Source organism: Oricola indica (assembly GCF_965227485.1).
GTDB lineage: Bacteria > Pseudomonadota > Alphaproteobacteria > Rhizobiales > Rhizobiaceae > Oricola > Oricola indica.
Genome location: NZ_OZ245747.1, coordinates 3,968,045 through 3,983,923, shown reverse-complemented (window position 1 = coordinate 3,983,923; position 15,879 = coordinate 3,968,045). Strand labels below are relative to the sequence as shown.

The 15,879-nt window shown below is 62.3% G+C and carries 19 protein-coding genes; 6 read left to right on the top strand and 13 right to left on the bottom strand.

Features of this window, described 5'->3' with window-relative positions:
- Positions 1-76: 76 nt before the first annotated feature.
- The 3 genes from ACQK2M_RS19855 to ACQK2M_RS19845 all read right to left on the bottom strand — a co-directional run bounded on the left by ACQK2M_RS19855 (position 77) and on the right by ACQK2M_RS19845 (position 3,054).
- Positions 77-2,029, bottom strand: coding sequence for a DUF2207 domain-containing protein (locus tag ACQK2M_RS19855; protein WP_425419220.1), 1,953 nt, complete (start codon positions 2,027-2,029; stop codon positions 77-79).
- Positions 2,026-2,577, bottom strand: a complete 552-nt coding sequence (locus ACQK2M_RS19850; RefSeq protein WP_425420096.1) for a LemA family protein — start codon at positions 2,575-2,577, stop codon at positions 2,026-2,028. The genes ACQK2M_RS19855 and ACQK2M_RS19850 overlap by 4 nt, the downstream gene beginning before the upstream one ends.
- Before the next feature lie 102 nt (positions 2,578-2,679).
- Positions 2,680-3,054, bottom strand: coding sequence for a VOC family protein (locus ACQK2M_RS19845; protein ID WP_223478440.1), 375 nt, complete (start codon positions 3,052-3,054; stop codon positions 2,680-2,682).
- A 434-nt stretch (positions 3,055-3,488) separates the two neighbouring features.
- Between ACQK2M_RS19845 and ACQK2M_RS19840 the strand changes: the two genes are divergently transcribed.
- Positions 3,489-3,818, top strand: coding sequence for a GYD domain-containing protein (locus ACQK2M_RS19840; protein ID WP_425419219.1), 330 nt, complete (start codon positions 3,489-3,491; stop codon positions 3,816-3,818).
- Positions 3,819-3,890: 72 nt separating this feature from the next.
- Here the strand turns inward: ACQK2M_RS19840 and ACQK2M_RS19835 are convergent, their stop codons facing one another.
- Positions 3,891-4,844 (bottom strand): glycine--tRNA ligase subunit alpha, encoded by a 954-nt coding sequence (locus ACQK2M_RS19835; RefSeq protein ID WP_425419218.1) that lies wholly within the window; start codon positions 4,842-4,844, stop codon positions 3,891-3,893.
- A 210-nt stretch (positions 4,845-5,054) separates the two neighbouring features.
- Between ACQK2M_RS19835 and ACQK2M_RS19830 the strand changes: the two genes are divergently transcribed.
- Positions 5,055-5,453 carry a hypothetical protein gene (locus ACQK2M_RS19830; RefSeq protein WP_425419217.1) on the top strand — a complete coding sequence of 133 codons (399 nt, stop codon included), beginning with the start codon at positions 5,055-5,057 and terminating at the stop codon, positions 5,451-5,453.
- 48 nt (positions 5,454-5,501) lie between these two features.
- On the opposite strand, the gene ACQK2M_RS19825 is transcribed toward ACQK2M_RS19830, so the two are convergent.
- Together ACQK2M_RS19825 and ACQK2M_RS19820 are read right to left on the bottom strand one after the other, a co-directional pair.
- Positions 5,502-5,693 (bottom strand): hypothetical protein, encoded by a 192-nt coding sequence (locus ACQK2M_RS19825; RefSeq protein ID WP_223478435.1) that lies wholly within the window; start codon positions 5,691-5,693, stop codon positions 5,502-5,504.
- Positions 5,694-5,719: 26 nt separating this feature from the next.
- Entirely contained in the window at positions 5,720-6,595 is an 876-nt protein-coding gene (locus ACQK2M_RS19820) for a S49 family peptidase (protein ID WP_425419216.1), read from the bottom strand.
- A 188-nt stretch (positions 6,596-6,783) separates the two neighbouring features.
- Between ACQK2M_RS19820 and ACQK2M_RS19815 the strand changes: the two genes are divergently transcribed.
- Both ACQK2M_RS19815 and ACQK2M_RS19810 read left to right on the top strand, forming a co-directional pair.
- Positions 6,784-8,559 carry an acyl-CoA dehydrogenase gene (locus ACQK2M_RS19815; RefSeq protein ID WP_425419215.1) on the top strand — a complete coding sequence of 592 codons (1,776 nt, stop codon included), beginning with the start codon at positions 6,784-6,786 and terminating at the stop codon, positions 8,557-8,559.
- Positions 8,560-8,569: 10 nt separating this feature from the next.
- Positions 8,570-9,319, top strand: a complete 750-nt coding sequence (locus tag ACQK2M_RS19810) for a crotonase/enoyl-CoA hydratase family protein (protein WP_425419214.1) — start codon at positions 8,570-8,572, stop codon at positions 9,317-9,319.
- 6 nt (positions 9,320-9,325) lie between these two features.
- Here the strand turns inward: ACQK2M_RS19810 and ACQK2M_RS19805 are convergent, their stop codons facing one another.
- The 4 genes from ACQK2M_RS19805 to ACQK2M_RS19790 all read right to left on the bottom strand — a co-directional run bounded on the left by ACQK2M_RS19805 (position 9,326) and on the right by ACQK2M_RS19790 (position 12,840).
- Positions 9,326-10,600, bottom strand: a complete 1,275-nt coding sequence (locus ACQK2M_RS19805; RefSeq protein WP_425419213.1) for a class I SAM-dependent RNA methyltransferase — start codon at positions 10,598-10,600, stop codon at positions 9,326-9,328.
- On the bottom strand, positions 10,597-11,352 hold the full coding sequence (locus ACQK2M_RS19800) for a TlyA family RNA methyltransferase (RefSeq protein WP_425419212.1): 756 nt from the start codon (positions 11,350-11,352) through the stop codon (positions 10,597-10,599). The genes ACQK2M_RS19805 and ACQK2M_RS19800 overlap by 4 nt, the downstream gene beginning before the upstream one ends.
- Before the next feature lie 69 nt (positions 11,353-11,421).
- Entirely contained in the window at positions 11,422-11,775 is a 354-nt protein-coding gene (locus tag ACQK2M_RS19795; protein WP_425419211.1) for a hypothetical protein, read from the bottom strand.
- Positions 11,776-11,919: 144 nt separating this feature from the next.
- Positions 11,920-12,840 (bottom strand): pirin family protein, encoded by a 921-nt coding sequence (locus tag ACQK2M_RS19790; RefSeq protein WP_425419210.1) that lies wholly within the window; start codon positions 12,838-12,840, stop codon positions 11,920-11,922.
- A gap of 119 nt (positions 12,841-12,959) precedes the next feature.
- On the opposite strand from ACQK2M_RS19790, the gene ACQK2M_RS19785 reads away from it, so the two are divergent.
- Both ACQK2M_RS19785 and ACQK2M_RS19780 read left to right on the top strand, forming a co-directional pair.
- Positions 12,960-13,286: a type II toxin-antitoxin system RelE/ParE family toxin gene (locus ACQK2M_RS19785; protein WP_425419209.1), complete on the top strand. Its 327-nt coding sequence runs from the start codon at positions 12,960-12,962 to the stop codon at positions 13,284-13,286.
- On the top strand, positions 13,286-13,612 hold the full coding sequence (locus tag ACQK2M_RS19780; protein WP_425419208.1) for a DNA-binding protein: 327 nt from the start codon (positions 13,286-13,288) through the stop codon (positions 13,610-13,612). Before ACQK2M_RS19785 ends, ACQK2M_RS19780 begins: the two co-directional genes overlap by 1 nt.
- A 28-nt stretch (positions 13,613-13,640) precedes the next feature.
- On the opposite strand, the gene ACQK2M_RS19775 is transcribed toward ACQK2M_RS19780, so the two are convergent.
- Genes ACQK2M_RS19775 through ACQK2M_RS19765 form a run of 3 tightly spaced genes read right to left on the bottom strand, consistent with a single transcriptional unit; the run spans position 13,641 to position 15,834 of the window.
- Positions 13,641-13,892, bottom strand: coding sequence for an exodeoxyribonuclease VII small subunit (locus tag ACQK2M_RS19775; protein ID WP_425419207.1), 252 nt, complete (start codon positions 13,890-13,892; stop codon positions 13,641-13,643).
- Between the two features lie 3 nt (positions 13,893-13,895).
- Positions 13,896-14,825 (bottom strand): histone deacetylase family protein, encoded by a 930-nt coding sequence (locus tag ACQK2M_RS19770; protein WP_425419206.1) that lies wholly within the window; start codon positions 14,823-14,825, stop codon positions 13,896-13,898.
- A gap of 55 nt (positions 14,826-14,880) precedes the next feature.
- Complete coding sequence (locus ACQK2M_RS19765) at positions 14,881-15,834, bottom strand: hypothetical protein (protein ID WP_425419205.1); 954 nt, start codon at positions 15,832-15,834, stop codon at positions 14,881-14,883.
- Between the last annotated feature and the right edge of the window lie 45 nt (positions 15,835-15,879).

Sequence of the window (15,879 nt, the reverse complement as noted above, 5' to 3'; positions counted from 1 at the left end):
TATGATCGGAAAGGGCTTTCGCGGGGCGAATAGCAAGCCCGCGTTGCGATGTCACGCGGTCAAGCGCATTTGCGGCCTACCAGCCGCCTCCGCCGCCACCGCCGCCGCCGCCGCCGGAAAAGCCGCCACCGCCAGAAAAGCCCGACGACGAGGATTTCGGCTGCGGAAGCGAGGCGGTGAAGCTGTCCGACATGGAGCCAGCGAGGCCGCCCAGCGTGTCGCCGACGCGACCGGTGTCGAACGGGCCGCTGCCGCGATACCAGCCGGGCCCGTGATAGGCGACGGCTGCCGCCGCACCGGCGGCCACGGCGGTTGCCAGCCATGTCTGGAATGCCTTCGACCACTGATCCTCGACATCGAGCGCGACGGCGTAGGGCAGCAGCTTCTCATAGTGCTGCGGCGACATTTTCGGCGCGCCGGCCATGTTCATTCGGTCCTTCTCGGCAACGGTCAGGTACCGCTTCAGCCCCTCTATCTCGTCGGACCGCTGTGCACCGAGCTTCGTCGGCGCGCCCATCAGGAAGAAGAACAGCACGTTGAGCATGACCAGTGTCGCGAGCGCGCCGACAAGAAGCGGCTTGTCGAGCACATCGATGAGACCGGATGCGGTGAACAGGCCGGAATTGACGACGAAGGCGCCGACGAAGAACAGCATCATGACGAGCTGCAGCTTGCCGCCGAAACCGGAACGGGCGCGTTTTCCGAGATTGATCGCCAGGATGGTGAAGACGATGCCGATGATGCCGGCCGGAATGGCGAAGCCGATCGTCGCGTCGCTCAAGCGACCCAGGGCGAGGGTGGCGATGATCGTCACGATCGACAGGATGGCGCCCGGTACGATCCAGCCGATATTGAACTTGTAGAACACCGAGCGGTGTTCCTTCTCCATGGCGGATTTGAATTTGGAGGCGAGCGATTTAACCTTCGTGCCCGTTGCCTTGGAGACGGTGAGGGAACCGCCATAGCCCGCGATCTTGTTGAGCAGCGCCGCCTCGCCGACGGGGAACTTCGCGCCCGCAATCGGCTTTTGCGTGCGGCGTATGGTGATTGTCTCGCCGATATCCTCCAGCACGAGATAGCCCTGGACCGCGAGATTGATCGCCGCGGCCGAGATGGCCGGAAAGCCGCCTTTCTTCAGGCCCTTGTTCGAGATGTAGTGCGTCAGCGCCGGTGAGACGCCCTGCGGCAGGTCCCAACGCGGCACGACGACGCCACCCGGCGGATCGCGTCCGACACGGACCCATGCCCAGAAATAGTAGAGCAGAACCAGCGTCAGCCCGCCGACGGCGATCAGCGTGCCGAGATTGTCGCGGATATACCATGCGAATTTCTGCTCATCGCTCGGTTCGGCGATAACGCCCTTCTGAAAGGCGACGACGACGGTCAACCCTTCGCGCGGGCCGAGCGGCTGCGTGGTTTCAAACGTTACCGCGTTGCTGCCCGCCGAAAGTGTCGAACTGGCGTTATGCGAGGTCGACCCGTATCCGCCGGTATAGACCTCCGTTTCGCTCACATCGGCGCCCTCGGGCAAGGTGATCACCGCGAAGGCCTTTCGGATCGGGAAGATCCACTCGGTGCCGGTGGCATTCCAGTAGACCTCGTCGTGATCGTCGAAGAAACGGACCTGACGGTCTGTCCGATAGGTCAGTTCGTAGGTGTGGACGCCGGGCGAGAGGAAAACGTCCTCCTGGCCCAGATAGACACGCACGAACGTTCCGCCCTCGACGACCCGGGTGGTTTCCTCGCGTCCGTCGCGGGTCGCCGAAATCAGTTCGAAGCCGTTTCGGGCCGTGTTGCCGTTGGCGTCCTCGAAGGTGACCGGAAAGTCGCGATAGATGCCGCGCCGGATATTGCGGCCCTCCGCATTGACCCTGATCGTCTCGGTGACGAGAAAGTCGCCGTCCCGGCTGACATCCACGTCGCTGCGAAACAGCAGGATTTCCTCCGCGGCAAATGTAATCGCGGATGAGGCAAGCAGGACGAACAGCGCGAGAACGCTGCGCAGTACGGTTGTTTCGATGCGGGTCAATTGAACTTGACGTCGGGCGTCTCGCGGTCCGACGGATCCTCCAGTTCGAAATAGTCCGCCTTGGCGAAACCGAAATTGTTCGCGACCAGGTTGGACGGGAAACTCTCGACCTTCACGTTCAGCTCGCGCGCAGAGCCGTTGTAATAGCGCCGGGCCATCTGGATTTCGCTCTCCAGCGTCTCCAGCGTGCCTTGCAGGTCGCGGAAATTCTCGTTCGCCTTGAGGTCGGGATAGGCTTCGGCAACGGCCATCAGCCGGCCGAGCGCCTGGCTCAGCATGCCCTCGGCCGCGGCGCGCCCGGCCACGTCGCCCGCCGGCACGTTCTGTGCGCGGGTGCGCATCTCTGTGACCTTTTCAAGCGTCTCCTTCTCGTGGCCGGCATAGCCTTTCACGGTCTCGACGAGATTTGGGATCAGGTCGGCGCGGCGTTTCAGCTGCACGTCGATGCCGCTCCATGCCTCCTGGACCATCTGACGGACACGCACCAGCGCGTTGTAGGTGACCATGACATAGCCGGCCACGGCGACAACGATCGCCAGAATAATCATGCTGCTGGACATGCGAAGGTCTCCTGTTGGACGCCCGGAGCCTAGCCCAATCCGTAAGCGGAATGAAGCCGTTGCGGCCGCGTCAGGCCAATGATCCCCATTTCAGCCGGGGGTGATCCAGCCCGAAACCGAGCCCGACGCGGACTTGACGATTGCGACGCGGCCAATGTTGGGAATGTTCATCGGTTCGCGAATGAGCCGCCCGCCGGCCGCCTTCGCCTTCTCGACGCGGGCATCGACATCATCGACCGAGAAATAGGTGAACCAGTGCTCCGGAACCATCATGAGCTTCCAGCCGGTCAAGGTGAAGATGCCGGCGATCGTCTCGCCCTCGGACGAGATGAGGTAGTAAGGCGCGTCGCCGCCCATCGGCATGGCGTCGAAGGTCCAGCCAAGTGTTTCGCCGTAGAACTTCATCGCCTTGTCGGCGTCATGCGTGTTCAATTCGGTCCAGTGGACGATGCCGTGTGCGGTCATGCGTTTCTCCCGCGACAGAAAAACCATTCTGTATCAGGTCGGTTCCATTATGGCGAATTGCAACTTGCGAATTACAGGAGAAACCAGGTCTTTATTGTTAATCTATTGTGTCGTTTCTTCACGCGGTCGATGGCGTCCGGCATGACGCGCAGCGCCCGGATTGCATTTTCCTCGTCTTGGCCTGAGCGTGAGCACGAGCCTTCAGGCCAGTTCGTTGCGCCGGCGCACCGCTCCACCGGACATCGAGGCCCGCCTGCCTTTTGCAGCTTCGCCAAGACGAACAGCCGTCCGCCGATGATCGCGCCGGCGCACCGGCGATTATCCAACATTCCGTTAGGGAAGGGCATCTTTCGGTGTTATGATGTTTCGCCGTAGTCTGAAGAGAAAAACGGAGCTTTCGACAACGAAATCATATTGAAAAGGGAGGGCTGAAAATGCCGCAATTCGTAATCACCGGGAACTATACCGCAGCCGCAATGAAGGGGATGATCGCCAATCCCTCGGATCGAGAAGCCGCAACGCGCTCGCTTGTCGAAGCCGCCGGCGGAAAGATGACCAGCTACTACATCACGAGCGGGGACAGCGATTTCATGCTGCTTGTGGATACCGATGACAGCGCGAACCTGGTTCCCGCGCTGATGGTGGCCGGGGCTTCGGGAACCGTGTCCAACCTCAAGACGGTGCGCGCCTATACGAGCGCAGAGTTCCTGGCCGCGCAGAAAAAGGCGGGCGAACTCGCATCCGCGTTCAAGTCGGCCGGATAAGCGCAGGCCACAGACAGTGGAGCCCCTCGACGAAAACGGTCGGGGCGGCTTCACGGCTCTCGCCGATAGCCCTCAGCCCGAGTAGTTCACGCCGCCGGCCTCGGTCAGCAGGAAAGCCTCGCCGCATTGGCGCGACAGGTTGCGGACCTTGAGGATGTAGCTCTGCCGCTCCGTCACGGAGATCACGCCGCGCGCGTCAAGCAGGTTGAAGACGTGGGACGCCTTGATGCACTGGTCATAGGCCGGCAGCACGCATGTGTGCAGGCGTTCGTTGGAATCGCCATCCGGCGCGCCTGCCTTGAGCAGCGCTTCGCATTCCTTCTCGGCGTCTTCGAAGTGCTTCAGCAACATCGCCGTATCGGCATATTCGAAATTGTGCCGCGAATATTCCTGTTCGGCCTGCAGGAAGACGTCGCCATAGGTGATCTTGTCTTCGCCTTCCTGGCCGTTGAAGTTCAGGTCGTAGACATTGTCGACGCCTTGCACATACATCGCCAGCCGCTCCAGTCCGTAGGTCAGTTCGCCCGATACCGGCGCGCATTCGATGCCGCAGACCTGCTGGAAATAGGTGAACTGCGAGACCTCCATCCCGTCGCACCAGCACTCCCAGCCCAGCCCCCACGCGCCGAGCGTCGGGCTTTCCCAGTCGTCCTCGACGAAACGGATGTCATGCAGCAGCGGATCGAGCCCGATCGCTTTCAGTGATCCGAGATAAAGATCCTGAAGGTCCGGCGGCGAGGGCTTCAGGATGACCTGGTACTGGTAATAGTGCTGCAGCCGGTTCGGGTTTTCGCCATAGCGGCCGTCCGTCGGCCGTCGCGACGGCTGCACATAGGCCGCTTTCCACGATTTCGGGCCGAGCGAGCGCAACGTCGTCGCCGGATGGAATGTGCCTGCGCCGACCTCCATGTCGTAAGGCTGCAACACGACGCAACCATGCGACGCCCAGTAGTTGTGCAGGGTCAGGATCAGACCCTGGAACGAGCGGGTGGGATGTAGCGTGTCGATAGTGGTGTGCGCGGTCATTGATTTGGCCTTCTGACGGGTCGGCGCTTCCGTTGCATGACGGTCACCAGCGGTCAAGAGCGGCGGAATGTCCGGTCCTGTGCGCAGTCGCACAGAAGCTCCAACCGGAAAACCGCAAGATCAGGTCAACTTTCAGGCAGCCGTGGTTCCGCTTTGACGGGACGCCGACCGGAAGTTCGGGGCTGAAACTTGAACCGAAAGGAAAACGTCATGACCATCGCATTGAATATCCGCAAAACGCTTGCACTGGCCATTCTCATTCCCGGCCTCGCCGTTACCACGATCGGTGCGGAAGTCGCTGCCGGCCTGTCCTCGGCAGAGGCCCAGCAATTGCAACAGAAGACCGAAAAGGAGCCCGGCAACTCGATCAGCGACAAGGGCCCGCAACAACAGAAATTGCCTCCGTGCCGGCCTGGTACAGCCAGCGTCGCGGCGATCGACTGCACGCCCTGGACGCCGCCGAGACGCGTGGCCTCATCGAAGGATGATTGCTCGTGTGAACTGACCTACAAGATGGTCGGTGGACAAAAGGTCGCCGTGCGGGACTGCTATGTGCTGCTGCCGACCAACGAGGTCTACTACTGCCCGAACCCGGCGATCATGCGCTGATCGCAACGCCGGTGGAAACGGAAAGGGCGGTCTTTGGGCCGCCCTTTTTTATTCGTCCGGTTTCACGACCCGGTATTCGCCGGTCTCCCGGTCTTCGACAAGCGTTCCGACGGCTCCGGTTTCCTGCTCTTTCTCGGCGCGGCGCACCCGCGCAGAAACTTTCTCGGCCTCTTTCACAAAGGCGCGGTAACCGATGACCCCGACCGCTGCGACGGCGGCTATGAACAGCAATTGCGGCATTTCGTTCTCCCCCTGCCGGGTGTTGCCTACAATCCGTATCGCGCCCACAGGGCGCGCTCTTCGAACGCCCCGGCGAGGCCGTTGGCGGCCGACGCCGAAAGCGTCTCGGCGTCGATGCCGGCAAGACCGGAAATGACACCGGCCGCCTGCCTGCGTCCGAACAGATTGCGCTGCGGTTGGACAAGGCGCAACTCCGTCTTGTCGCCGAAGCGCGCCTTCAGGAAGGAACGCATGTCGCCGATGTGATCGACCAGTCCCAGTTCCCTGGCTTTTTCGCCCGTCCAGAATGCGCCGGTGAAGAGGTCGGGATTATCGGCCAGCTTGTCGCCGCGCCGCGCCTTCACCAGGTCGATGAAAACCTTGTGAATGTCGAGTTGCAGCGCTTTCAGCCGCTCCACGTCCTCTTCCTTCTCCGGCTGGAACGGGTCGAGGATGGACTTGTTCTGGCCGGCGGTGTGAACCCGGCGCTCGATTCCGAGCTTGCCGATCGCATCGACAAAACCGAACCCGGCGGAAATCACGCCGATCGAGCCGATGACGGAGGAGGGGTCCGCAATGATCTCGTCGCCGGCAACTGCGATCATGTACCCGCCGGACGCCGCTACGTCTTCGGTGAAGACAAGAACGCGTTTGTTCTTTTCTTCCGTGAGGTCGCGAATGCGTTTGAAGATCAACCGCGACTGGGCGGGCGATCCGCCGGGCGAGTTGACGCTGAAGGCGACTGCGGGCGCGCGCTTGTCGTCAAATGCCTTTTCGATCATCGTGGCCGTGGTGGCCAGCGAGATGCGCTGCGCCATCGGCGAACTGCCGGCGGCGATCATGCCGTGGAGCCGCACAACCGGGATGACGGGTCCTTCGCGACGGAAGCGTTTCGGGAGGAGACGTTTGAGATCGGATGCCACGGAATAAATACTCGCTGGTTTCGCTTCATCAACTATGTATGTACGCCGTCGGCGCGTGCAACATGGCTTCCGGGAATATCATGCTTGTTGACGTGAACGTGAAATATTGACGTTTACGTAAAAAGAATTTAGCGCTGCCTGCATCGGTTGGAAGCCGGTCGTTGCCGCGAGTCGTTCGGGAGGGATTCATGTACAAAGCCCCAGTCAGCGAAATTGCCCACACGTTGAAATCGGTCGCGGGCCTTTCGGCCGCGCTTGCCGATGGCCGCTTCGGCGATCTGAGCGAGGATCTCGTCGATGCGATCCTTGAGGAAGCGGGCCGTTTCGCGACGGAGGAAATCGCGCCGTTGCACATCCCGGGCGACCGGCAGGGCGCACGCTGCGCCGATGGGGTCGTGACCATGCCCGATGGCTATGTCGATCTCTTTCGCAGCTGGACGGCGGGCGGCTGGAACAGCCTTGCCGCCGATGCCGAATATGGCGGCCAGAATTTGCCGACGATGCTCGCCATGGCGGTCGCGGAAATGTGGAATTCCGGGTCGATGGGATTCGGACTGGCATCGACCCTGACGATGGGCGCGATCGAGGCGCTCGAGGCGCATGCGACCGACGCGTTGAAAGCGAAGTATCTTCCGAAACTCGTGTTGGGCGAGTGGACCGGGACGATGAACCTGACCGAGCCGCAGGCCGGCTCCGATGTCGGCGCCCTTCGCAGCCGCGCGGAACCCGTCGGCGACGGCACCTACCGGATTTTCGGACAGAAGATCTTCATCACCTACGGCGAACACGACATGACGGACAACATCGTCCATCTGGTGCTTGCCCGTCTGCCGGGCGCGCCTGCCGGAACGCGCGGCATCTCGTTGTTTCTGGTGCCGAAATTTCTCGTCAATGAGGACGGGTCGCTCGGCGCGCGCAACGATGTCTGGTGCAACGCCATCGAACACAAGCTCGGCATCCATGTTTCGCCGACCTGCACCATGATTTACGGAGACGGCAAGTTCGGCGACGAACCCGGCGCGATCGGCTGGCTGGTCGGCGAGGAAAATCGCGGCCTCAATTGCATGTTCACGATGATGAACAACGCCCGCCTGGCCGTTGGTGTCGAGGGTGTGGCCGTCGCGGAAGCGGCGCGACAGAAGGCCTTGGAATATGCCAACGAACGCCGCCAGGGGCGCGCGCCGGGCTGGACCGGCGATGGCATGAGTCCGATCGTTCTCCATCCCGATATCCAGCGCGACCTCCTGACCATGGGCGCACTGACGCAGATGGCGCGATCGATCTGCCTCGCCTGCGCGCATGCGATCGACATGGCGCGAGTCCATGCTGGCGACGAGGCGCGCGCCTGGCACGAGAGGGCGAGCCTGCTGACCCCTGTCGCAAAGGCGTTCTCGACCGATATCGGCTCTCAGGTGGCCTCGATCGGCGTGCAGGTGCATGGCGGAATGGGCTATATCGAGGAGACGGGCGCGGCGATCTACATGCGCGACGCGCGTATCGCCCAGATCTACGAGGGAACCAACGGTATCCAGGCGATCGACCTCGTCACGCGCAAGCTGCCGCAGTCAGACGGTGCCTGCGTGAATTCATATTTCGATGAACTCGATGCGGTGCTGGCCGATCTCGCCGCGTCCAACAATCCGGCATTCGGTCAGTCTGCGGAACGGCTGAAAGCGTCGGTAGCGGACCTTCGCGCTGCGACGTATGCGCTCGGTCGAATGTTGAAAGACGGTGACATGGCCGGTGCGCTGGCCGGAGCGACACCCTATCTCCGCTTGTTCGGACTGGCCGCGGGCGGTGTCTATCTCGCCACTTCCGCGCTGACTGACGGCGAAAACGAGGAACGGGCTGCACTGTGCCGGTTCTTTGCCGAAAACCTGGCCGGCGAGACGGCCGGGCTGCGCATGACCGTCGAAGCGGGCTCAGACAGCCTGGCTGCCGCCGGCAAATTCCTGATCGCCTGAGGAGGCCAGCATGTCCGACCATATTATCGTCGAGCGCCGTGGCGCCATTCAGCTTGTCCGGCTGAACCGTCCGGACAAGAAGAACGCGATCACGCGCGCCATGTATGACCGGATGGCCTCCGCCCTGCGTGCCGGAGATGCCGACGACGACGTGCGCGTGCATGTTTTTCTCGGCGCGCCCGGCGCGTTCTCATCCGGCAACGACATGCAGGATTTCCTGGCGGTCGCCACCGGCGGAGACCACGGCAAGGATGTGTTCGACTTCCTGGTCGCGCTCGCCAGCGCGCGGAAGCCGATCGTGTCGGGTGTGGATGGCTTGGCCATCGGCATCGGCACGACGATCCACCTGCATTGCGACATGACCTTCGCGACGCCCGGCTCGTTGTTCAAAACGCCATTCACGGATCTTGGCCTCGTGCCGGAAGCCGCATCCAGCCTGATTGCGCCGCAGATCATGGGCCATCAACGCGCTTTTGCGCTGCTTGCGATGGGCGAGGGATTCTCCGCCGAACAGGCGCTCGATGCCGGACTGATCTGGAAGATCGCCGAGCCGGAAGCGCTCGAGGCGGAGGTCATCGCGGCCGCCGAGGCATTCGCCGCCAAACCGCCGGAGGCACTCCAGCTGGCCAAGAAACTGGTCAAGGGGCCGCGTGAGCCCGTGCTCGATCGCATCCGCGAGGAAGGCGAACTCTTTTTGCAGAGGCTGAAATCGGACGAGGCGCGCGAAGCCTTCATGGCGTTCATGGCGCGCAAGAAATAGACCGGCCTACATGTCCGACCAGTGACGCTTCTTTCCGCCCGTGCGTTCGAGCAATGCGACGGCTTCGAGGTGTGGCGTCCAGATGAACTGGTCGATCGGCGTCACCGATTTCAACTTGAAACCTGCCTGAATCAGAATCGAAAGATCGCGGGCTAAAGTCTCGGGATTGCAGGATATTGCGGCCACGCGGCGAACGGTCGATGCCGCGATCTCGCGTGCCTGCGCTTCGGCGCCCGCGCGCGGAGGATCGAAGACGACGCCGTCGAAAATCCTGAGATCGTGCGCGGTCATCGGCCGACGCACGAGGTCGCGCCGCTCGGTCGTCACGGGCTTCAGCCGCTTGTCGGGATTGTCGCGAAACGCCCGGTCGAGCGCGGCAAGTGCCGGGCCGTCGCCTTCCACCGCATGCACGGTCGAGCCCTTGGCAAGCCGCAATGCGAAGGTGCCGCAGCCTGCATAGAGGTCGGCGACCCGCTTGCACTTGGCCATATGCGCGGTGACAAGGCCCGCCATGGCCTCCTCCATCGCGGGGACGGCTTGCAGGAACGCGCCCGGCGGCGGTGCGACGACAACATCGCCGAACTCGACCACCGGTCGTCTCGGCGCAAGGATCACTTCCCCGTTGACGGTCAGCCGGGCAAAACCGAGCGCGCGAAGCTTGTCGGCCGCCGCGCGCTTTTCGGCGTCCCCCGGTTCGATCTTTCCATCCACGGCGAGATCGAGGCCGGCAAGTGTCTGGTTGACGGTCACATGCACGGTTTTCGCGGTTGGCAGAAAGGCTGCAAGCAGATCCTTCATGGCCGAGCGCGCGCCGAATATCTCCGGCGTGACGACATGGCATTCGTCCAGATCGACGACATGGTTGCTGGCAGCCTGCTGAAAGCCGAGCAGGACACCCTTTTCGGTTCTGATCGCGGAGAACACCGCGCGCCGCCTTGTATGCGGGGTGCAGAACTGGGCGGGCTTGATCTTCGTCGTATCGATACCGTGTGCGGAAAGCGCCTTTTCGAGTAGGCCGGCTTTCCAGACACGGTAGGCTTCCTCGCTCAGGTGCTGGAGAGAACAGCCGCCGCACGTCTCGAAATGCGCGCAGACGGGTTCTATCCGGTCGGGGGAAGGGGTCCGGACGGAGAGAAGCGCGGCGCGCTTGCCATCCGCGATCGCGGTCACGGTTTCGCCGGGAAGCGAATAGGGCACGAAAATCTGTCCGGTGTCTGTCTTGGCGATACCGTCGCCGCGCAGACCGAGTTCGTCGATCGTCAAGGTTGCGGTCCGGCTCATGCTTTCCTCCCCGCGAGGAGGAATTCGGCATTTCCGTCGCCGCCTGAAATCGGGGAGGGATGGAGACCCAGAACGCGCCAGCCCGGCTGTTCAGACAGCCACTGGGCGAGATCGCGGGAGCAACTCTCGGCATCCTCTCGCGAAACAAGCCCGCCCTTGCCGATTCTCGCGCGTCCGACCTCGAACTGCGGCTTGACCAGCAGCACCGCTTCCGCGCCCGGCGCGGCAAGTGCAAGCGCCGAAGGCAAGGCAAGCTTCAGCGAGATGAAGCTCACATCGGAAACGATGAACTGAGGATGTTCGCCCTGCAAATGGACGAGATCGAGATCGCGGGCGTTGAGGCCCTCGATATTCGTGACGCGCGGGTCTGCGGCGAGGCCGGCATCCATCTGGCCATGGCCGACATCGACGGCGATGACATGCGTCGCGCCTTCTTCCAGCAGGACCTGCGTGAAGCCCCCGGTCGACGCGCCGATATCCAGAGCCGTCCGGCCTTTTGGCGAGAGGTTGAAATGCTCCAGCGCGGCTTTCAGCTTCAGCGCCGCCCGCGAGACGTAGTTCCGCGCCGGATCGTCGATATCGATCGGGCTGTCCGACGAAACCATCTGGCCCGGTTTGGAGGCTGCCTGTCCGGCGATGCGGACCGCGCCGCGAAGGATCGCGTCTCTCGCACGAGAGCGCGATGCGAACGCGCCTGTATCCACCAGCAACTGGTCGAGACGGGCGCGTTGCGAATTATCCTGAGAGGTCATGATCATGTCATTGCCGCGCGACGCGCGCGTTGGCAATGACAATCATGCACGCAAGGTCAATGGATTGCGTCAGCCGGTATAGACGACACGGATGTCCGTGCGCGGCAACAGCCAGGCATCGGACTCGATCGAACTCGTCGTCGTTCGGTCGACATAGGGTGCGATCAGCATGGCGCTGTCGTCGGGCGTGCGCTGGTTAAACCAGCCCGCCTCTTCTTCCTCAGGCGCCAGTCCGGCTCCGTCCTCAAGCGTGTATCCGCCGCGCAAATCGCCGAGCATCGCCGCTGCCTTGTCGGCGAGCACCTTGGCCAGTTTCTTGTCGAATTGCGGTTCAGCGTTTGCCCCCGTGACCGGGACCGCGATTGTCGCGGCTCCCAGAAAAGCGAACACGACCGCTGTTTTCAGCGTGTCATTGAAGTACATAGCCACCTTCCCCGTTGCTGCGGAGACTCTAGGGAAGGCGGGTTATTTCGGCGCAAAGAAACGCGGTAAGTCTTTGGAAAATAAAGAAGGTAAGCCCTGAGCTAAAGGACAGGGTGAACTGCGGGTTAAGACAGTGGCCCGGCGTCACCGTTCCGGCAGCGGGATATACTCTTCTTCGTCGCCCGGCACGATGTCGAAGCGGCGGCTTTTCCATTCTTCCTTAGCCTGCTCGATGCGCTCGCGCGAGGAGGAGACGAAGTTCCACCAGATATAGCGCCGCGAGCCGAGCGACGCGCCGCCAAACAGCATGAAGGACGCGCCGCGCGTAGACCGAACGACGATCCTGTCGCCCGGCCGGAAGACCAGCAACTGATCCGGCGCGAATACGTCCCCGGCGATCTCGATCTCGCCCTCCGACACGTAGATGGCGCGCTCCTCCGCCTCGGCCGGAATTTCGATCTCCCCATCGGCCGGCAGCGTGATATCGACATAGAGCGTGTCGGAATACTGAGCGACCGGCGATGACGCGCCGTGAAACGAACCGATCAGCACGCGCGCATGCGCCTTGCCGTCCTCGACGATACCCATTTCGGCGGCCGCGGTGTTTTCGAAAGTGGGCGCGATCTCTTCCTTGTCGTCGGGAAGCGCCAGCCATGTCTGCAGACCGGACATGCGCCTTCCGGTCGCGCGGGTCTCCTCCGGCGAACGCTCCGAATGGACGATGCCGCGCCCGGCCGTCATCAGATTGATGTCGCCCGGCGCGATGACCATCTCGGTGCCGAGACTGTCGCGGTGCCGGATCGCGCCGTCATAGAGATAGGTGACGGTGGACAGCCCGATATGCGGGTGCGGGCGCACGTCGATGGCTTCGCCCGGCTTGAACGTGGCCGGTCCCATCCGGTCGAAGAAAATGAACGGGCCGACCAGTTTTCGTTTCAACGAGGGCAGGGCGCGCTTCACCTCGAAGCCGCCGATGTCGGACACTTTCGGTATGATCAGGGTTTCAATCGCGTCGCACGCAAATGCGTCGCCGGCCTCGGGGTCGTTTCCGGGAAAGAAGCTCATGGCGGTGCTCCGGGTGTTTCGTCAGAGTGGAAATGGTTTGAGGACGGTGGATATCAAGGTGAACGCAGTGTCGCCCGATTGGGCTTGAATGATGGTATCATAATTTATACCATAGGGCAGTGGAGATCAGGGAATATCTTGACGGGGACGGAAACAGTCCGTTTGCGGCGTGGTTCGGAAAACTGGATGCACAGGCCGCCGCGAAGGTGACGATCGCTGTCGTTCGCATGGAGGCCGGCAACCTCTCCAATGTGAAGACGGTTGGCGGCGGGGTGATGGAATACCGCGTCAATTGGGGGCCGGGATACCGAATCTATTTCGGCCGGGACGGGGACAGGTTGGTCATCCTTCTCGCAGGCGGGACGAAACGCCGGCAGCAAAAAGATATCGAGGACGCCCAGGAACGCTGGGTGGACTATAAGCAACGAAAGAAAGGAGCCGGATGATGCCCCTGACACGCGCTTTCAAGGAAACCGTTCAAGCCCGCGCGCAGGCGGACGAGGCATTTCGCGCGGCCCTGCTTTCGGAGGCTGTCGAGGCGTTGCTCGAGGGCGACGTGGAGACCGGGAAGTCGGTTCTGCGCGACTATATCAACGCAACGATCGGGTTCGAAAACCTCGCGCAGGACGTGGGCAAACAGCCCAAGAACCTGATGCAGATGTTCAGCGCAAAGGGCAATCCGACCGCGGCGAACCTGTTCGCGATCATCAGCCATCTTCAGAAGGCGACCGGCGTCCATTTGTCGGTTCATGCCGATGGCGAAGCGGCCTGATCGGTCCCTTTCGTCAGCGCAGCGCTTGTCAGCCGTCCAGCGGCTCGGTGCCCGCCGGTTTGCCCTCGCGGGTGAGCTTGATCTTCTCGATCTTGGCTTCGGCGGCCTTGAGCAGTTCGTCGCAGCGATTGCGCAGCGCCTCGCCGCGTTCGTAGATCTCGATGGATTTGTAGAGAGGCACGTCTCCGCGTTCGAGCTGGTCGACGATGGATTCGAGTTGCTGGAGCGCCGTCTCGAAATTCATGTCCTTCACATCGGCGTGGGTCGGGGCGTCCGCCATGGTCTATCCTCGCATCAGTCGCAAAACATGGGCGGCGGTCGATGCCGCCAGGCCCTTCAGATCGTAACCGCCCTCCAGCAGGCTGACGAGACGGTCGTTGCAATGGCGTCCGGCGGCATCCATCAGCTTGCCGGTCGCCCAATCGAAATCGTCCTCAACCAGATTGATCTCGGCCAGTGGATCGCGGTGGTGCGCATCGAAGCCGGCGGAAATGATGATCAGGTCGGGTTGGAAATCGTCCAGCGCGGTCAGCACGCGCTCCTTGAACGCGGCGCGGAACTGGTCGCCGGTATCCTGCGGACGAAGCGGCGCATTGCAGATCGTGCCATGCTCGCCCGTCTCGCCCTTTGCGCCCGTACCCGGATAGAGCGGCATCTGGTGGGTCGAGCAATAGAGCACGGAGGCGTCGTCCCAGAAGATGTCCTGCGTGCCATTGCCGTGATGGACGTCCCAGTCGACGATCGCGACACGCTCGGCGCCGTGTTGCCTCTGCGCGTGACGCGCTGCGATGGCTGCCGTGTTGAACAGGCAGAACCCCATGGCGGTGTTCTTTTCGGCATGGTGGCCGGGCGGCCTCGCCGCGACAAAGACATTCGACACTGCCTGCGCGAACACGTCGTCAACAGCGGCGTTCGCCGCGCCGAGGGCATGCAGCGCGACCTCGTAGCTTTTCGGGCTGACGCAGGTGTCGGCATCGATGCGCGCAATACCCTCTTCGGGAATCTGCGCCATCACGCGGGTGACGTAGTCTTCGGGATGGGCGTAGCGAATGGTCTCCGCATCGCCGCGGGGCGCATCGACCCGGTCCAGCGAATCAAAGAACTCCAGCCCAAGGGCTTCCGCGACCGCCCTGATCCGGTCCGGTCGTTCCGGATGGCCGGGGGGCGTGAGGTGATCGAGAAAGATGTCGTGCGAATAGAGACGGGTGGTCATGGCCGGTTTGTATCATCAATGTCCGGCCATGCCATCCGTCCCTGAAAGAATGTTGTTATTGGGCGACAGGACGGCCGCCGAACGCTTCCTTCGCCTTTTCCGTGAGGTCGCGGAACTTGCCCGATGCGCCGGCCAGCTTGCGGTCCCATTCCGGATCCGGAACCTGTCCCTCGATGCGCTTGAAGTAGACTTGCAGCAGTGCGGCGATGGCGAAGGGTTCCATGATCGCGGCCTTGAAAGACCAGGCGAGAAGGATCGCGAAGACGAATCCGTAGCCGGTTGCCGAACCGGGGACGAGATAGACCAGCAATCCGGCGGGAACGAGCATGATCAGGAAGACGAAGAGCGAGAAGAGCCACATGATCGCGGTCAGCCACACGGCATTCTTGATCATGTGCGTGCCGTTCTGCGCGTAGAGCACCAGCGCGTGCCGCGATGTCTCCCACGGATTGGTGCTGCCGATGCGGATATTGTAGCCGAGGATCACCTCGTCGACATAGGTCAGCGACATTCGGATGATGCCGTTGATGAAACCGACAAGGGCGTTCAGTCCCGGGATCGGCAGGAAGGCCGCGACGCCGCCGAGCAGGCCGGTGATCGCGCGAATCACGCCCTTGATGAGCTGGTCGAGCGCAAACAGGATATTGGCTTCGCCGAACCGTTCCTTCACCGTTTCCTGCGCGTGTGCGATCTGCCCTTCCGGCAGCGGTTCGCCTTCAATCAGTTCGACCATGACCGCGATGTGGCCGGCCTTGACCATGTAGAGAATGTATTCGCGGATCCAGTAGACGATTGCGGAGACGATACCGAAACCGGCGATCCCGCCCCAGACCGCGAAGGATCCCGGTTCGCTGCCGATCTGCCCGATACCGTATCCGACACCGGCTCCCGCCCCGGTCGCGATGATATAGGCGAAGGTGATGCCGAAATAGACCGCCATCCTGAGCAGGATGAACGGCATCGTGCGGCCGAGAATCGACAAGGTTTTTGCGATGGAAAAGTCCCACATGGCGATTGCCCCTTCGGTTTGTGACTGCGGCCAACACTAGGCGCC

Excerpts from the sequence above, each read along its gene's own strand:
- ACQK2M_RS19780 (WP_425419208.1), top strand. The coding sequence starts at position 13,286 with ATGCCCCTGACACGCGCTTTCAAGGAAACCGTTCAAGCCCGCGCGCAG.
- ACQK2M_RS19775 (WP_425419207.1), bottom strand. The coding sequence starts at position 13,892 with ATGGCGGACGCCCCGACCCACGCCGATGTGAAGGACATGAATTTCGAG.
- ACQK2M_RS19810 (WP_425419214.1), top strand. The coding sequence starts at position 8,570 with ATGTCCGACCATATTATCGTCGAGCGCCGTGGCGCCATTCAGCTTGTC.
- ACQK2M_RS19850 (WP_425420096.1), bottom strand. The coding sequence starts at position 2,577 with ATGATTATTCTGGCGATCGTTGTCGCCGTGGCCGGCTATGTCATGGTC.
- ACQK2M_RS19765 (WP_425419205.1), bottom strand. The coding sequence starts at position 15,834 with ATGTGGGACTTTTCCATCGCAAAAACCTTGTCGATTCTCGGCCGCACG.
- ACQK2M_RS19790 (WP_425419210.1), bottom strand. The coding sequence starts at position 12,840 with ATGAGCTTCTTTCCCGGAAACGACCCCGAGGCCGGCGACGCATTTGCG.
- ACQK2M_RS19840 (WP_425419219.1), top strand. The coding sequence starts at position 3,489 with ATGCCGCAATTCGTAATCACCGGGAACTATACCGCAGCCGCAATGAAG.
- ACQK2M_RS19770 (WP_425419206.1), bottom strand. The coding sequence starts at position 14,825 with ATGACCACCCGTCTCTATTCGCACGACATCTTTCTCGATCACCTCACG.
- ACQK2M_RS19825 (WP_223478435.1), bottom strand. The coding sequence starts at position 5,693 with ATGCCGCAATTGCTGTTCATAGCCGCCGTCGCAGCGGTCGGGGTCATC.
- ACQK2M_RS19815 (WP_425419215.1), top strand. The coding sequence starts at position 6,784 with ATGTACAAAGCCCCAGTCAGCGAAATTGCCCACACGTTGAAATCGGTC.
- ACQK2M_RS19835 (WP_425419218.1), bottom strand. The coding sequence starts at position 4,844 with ATGACCGCGCACACCACTATCGACACGCTACATCCCACCCGCTCGTTC.
- ACQK2M_RS19805 (WP_425419213.1), bottom strand. The coding sequence starts at position 10,600 with ATGAGCCGGACCGCAACCTTGACGATCGACGAACTCGGTCTGCGCGGC.
- ACQK2M_RS19795 (WP_425419211.1), bottom strand. The coding sequence starts at position 11,775 with ATGTACTTCAATGACACGCTGAAAACAGCGGTCGTGTTCGCTTTTCTG.
- ACQK2M_RS19800 (WP_425419212.1), bottom strand. The coding sequence starts at position 11,352 with ATGACCTCTCAGGATAATTCGCAACGCGCCCGTCTCGACCAGTTGCTG.
- ACQK2M_RS19845 (WP_223478440.1), bottom strand. The coding sequence starts at position 3,054 with ATGACCGCACACGGCATCGTCCACTGGACCGAATTGAACACGCATGAC.
- ACQK2M_RS19830 (WP_425419217.1), top strand. The coding sequence starts at position 5,055 with ATGACCATCGCATTGAATATCCGCAAAACGCTTGCACTGGCCATTCTC.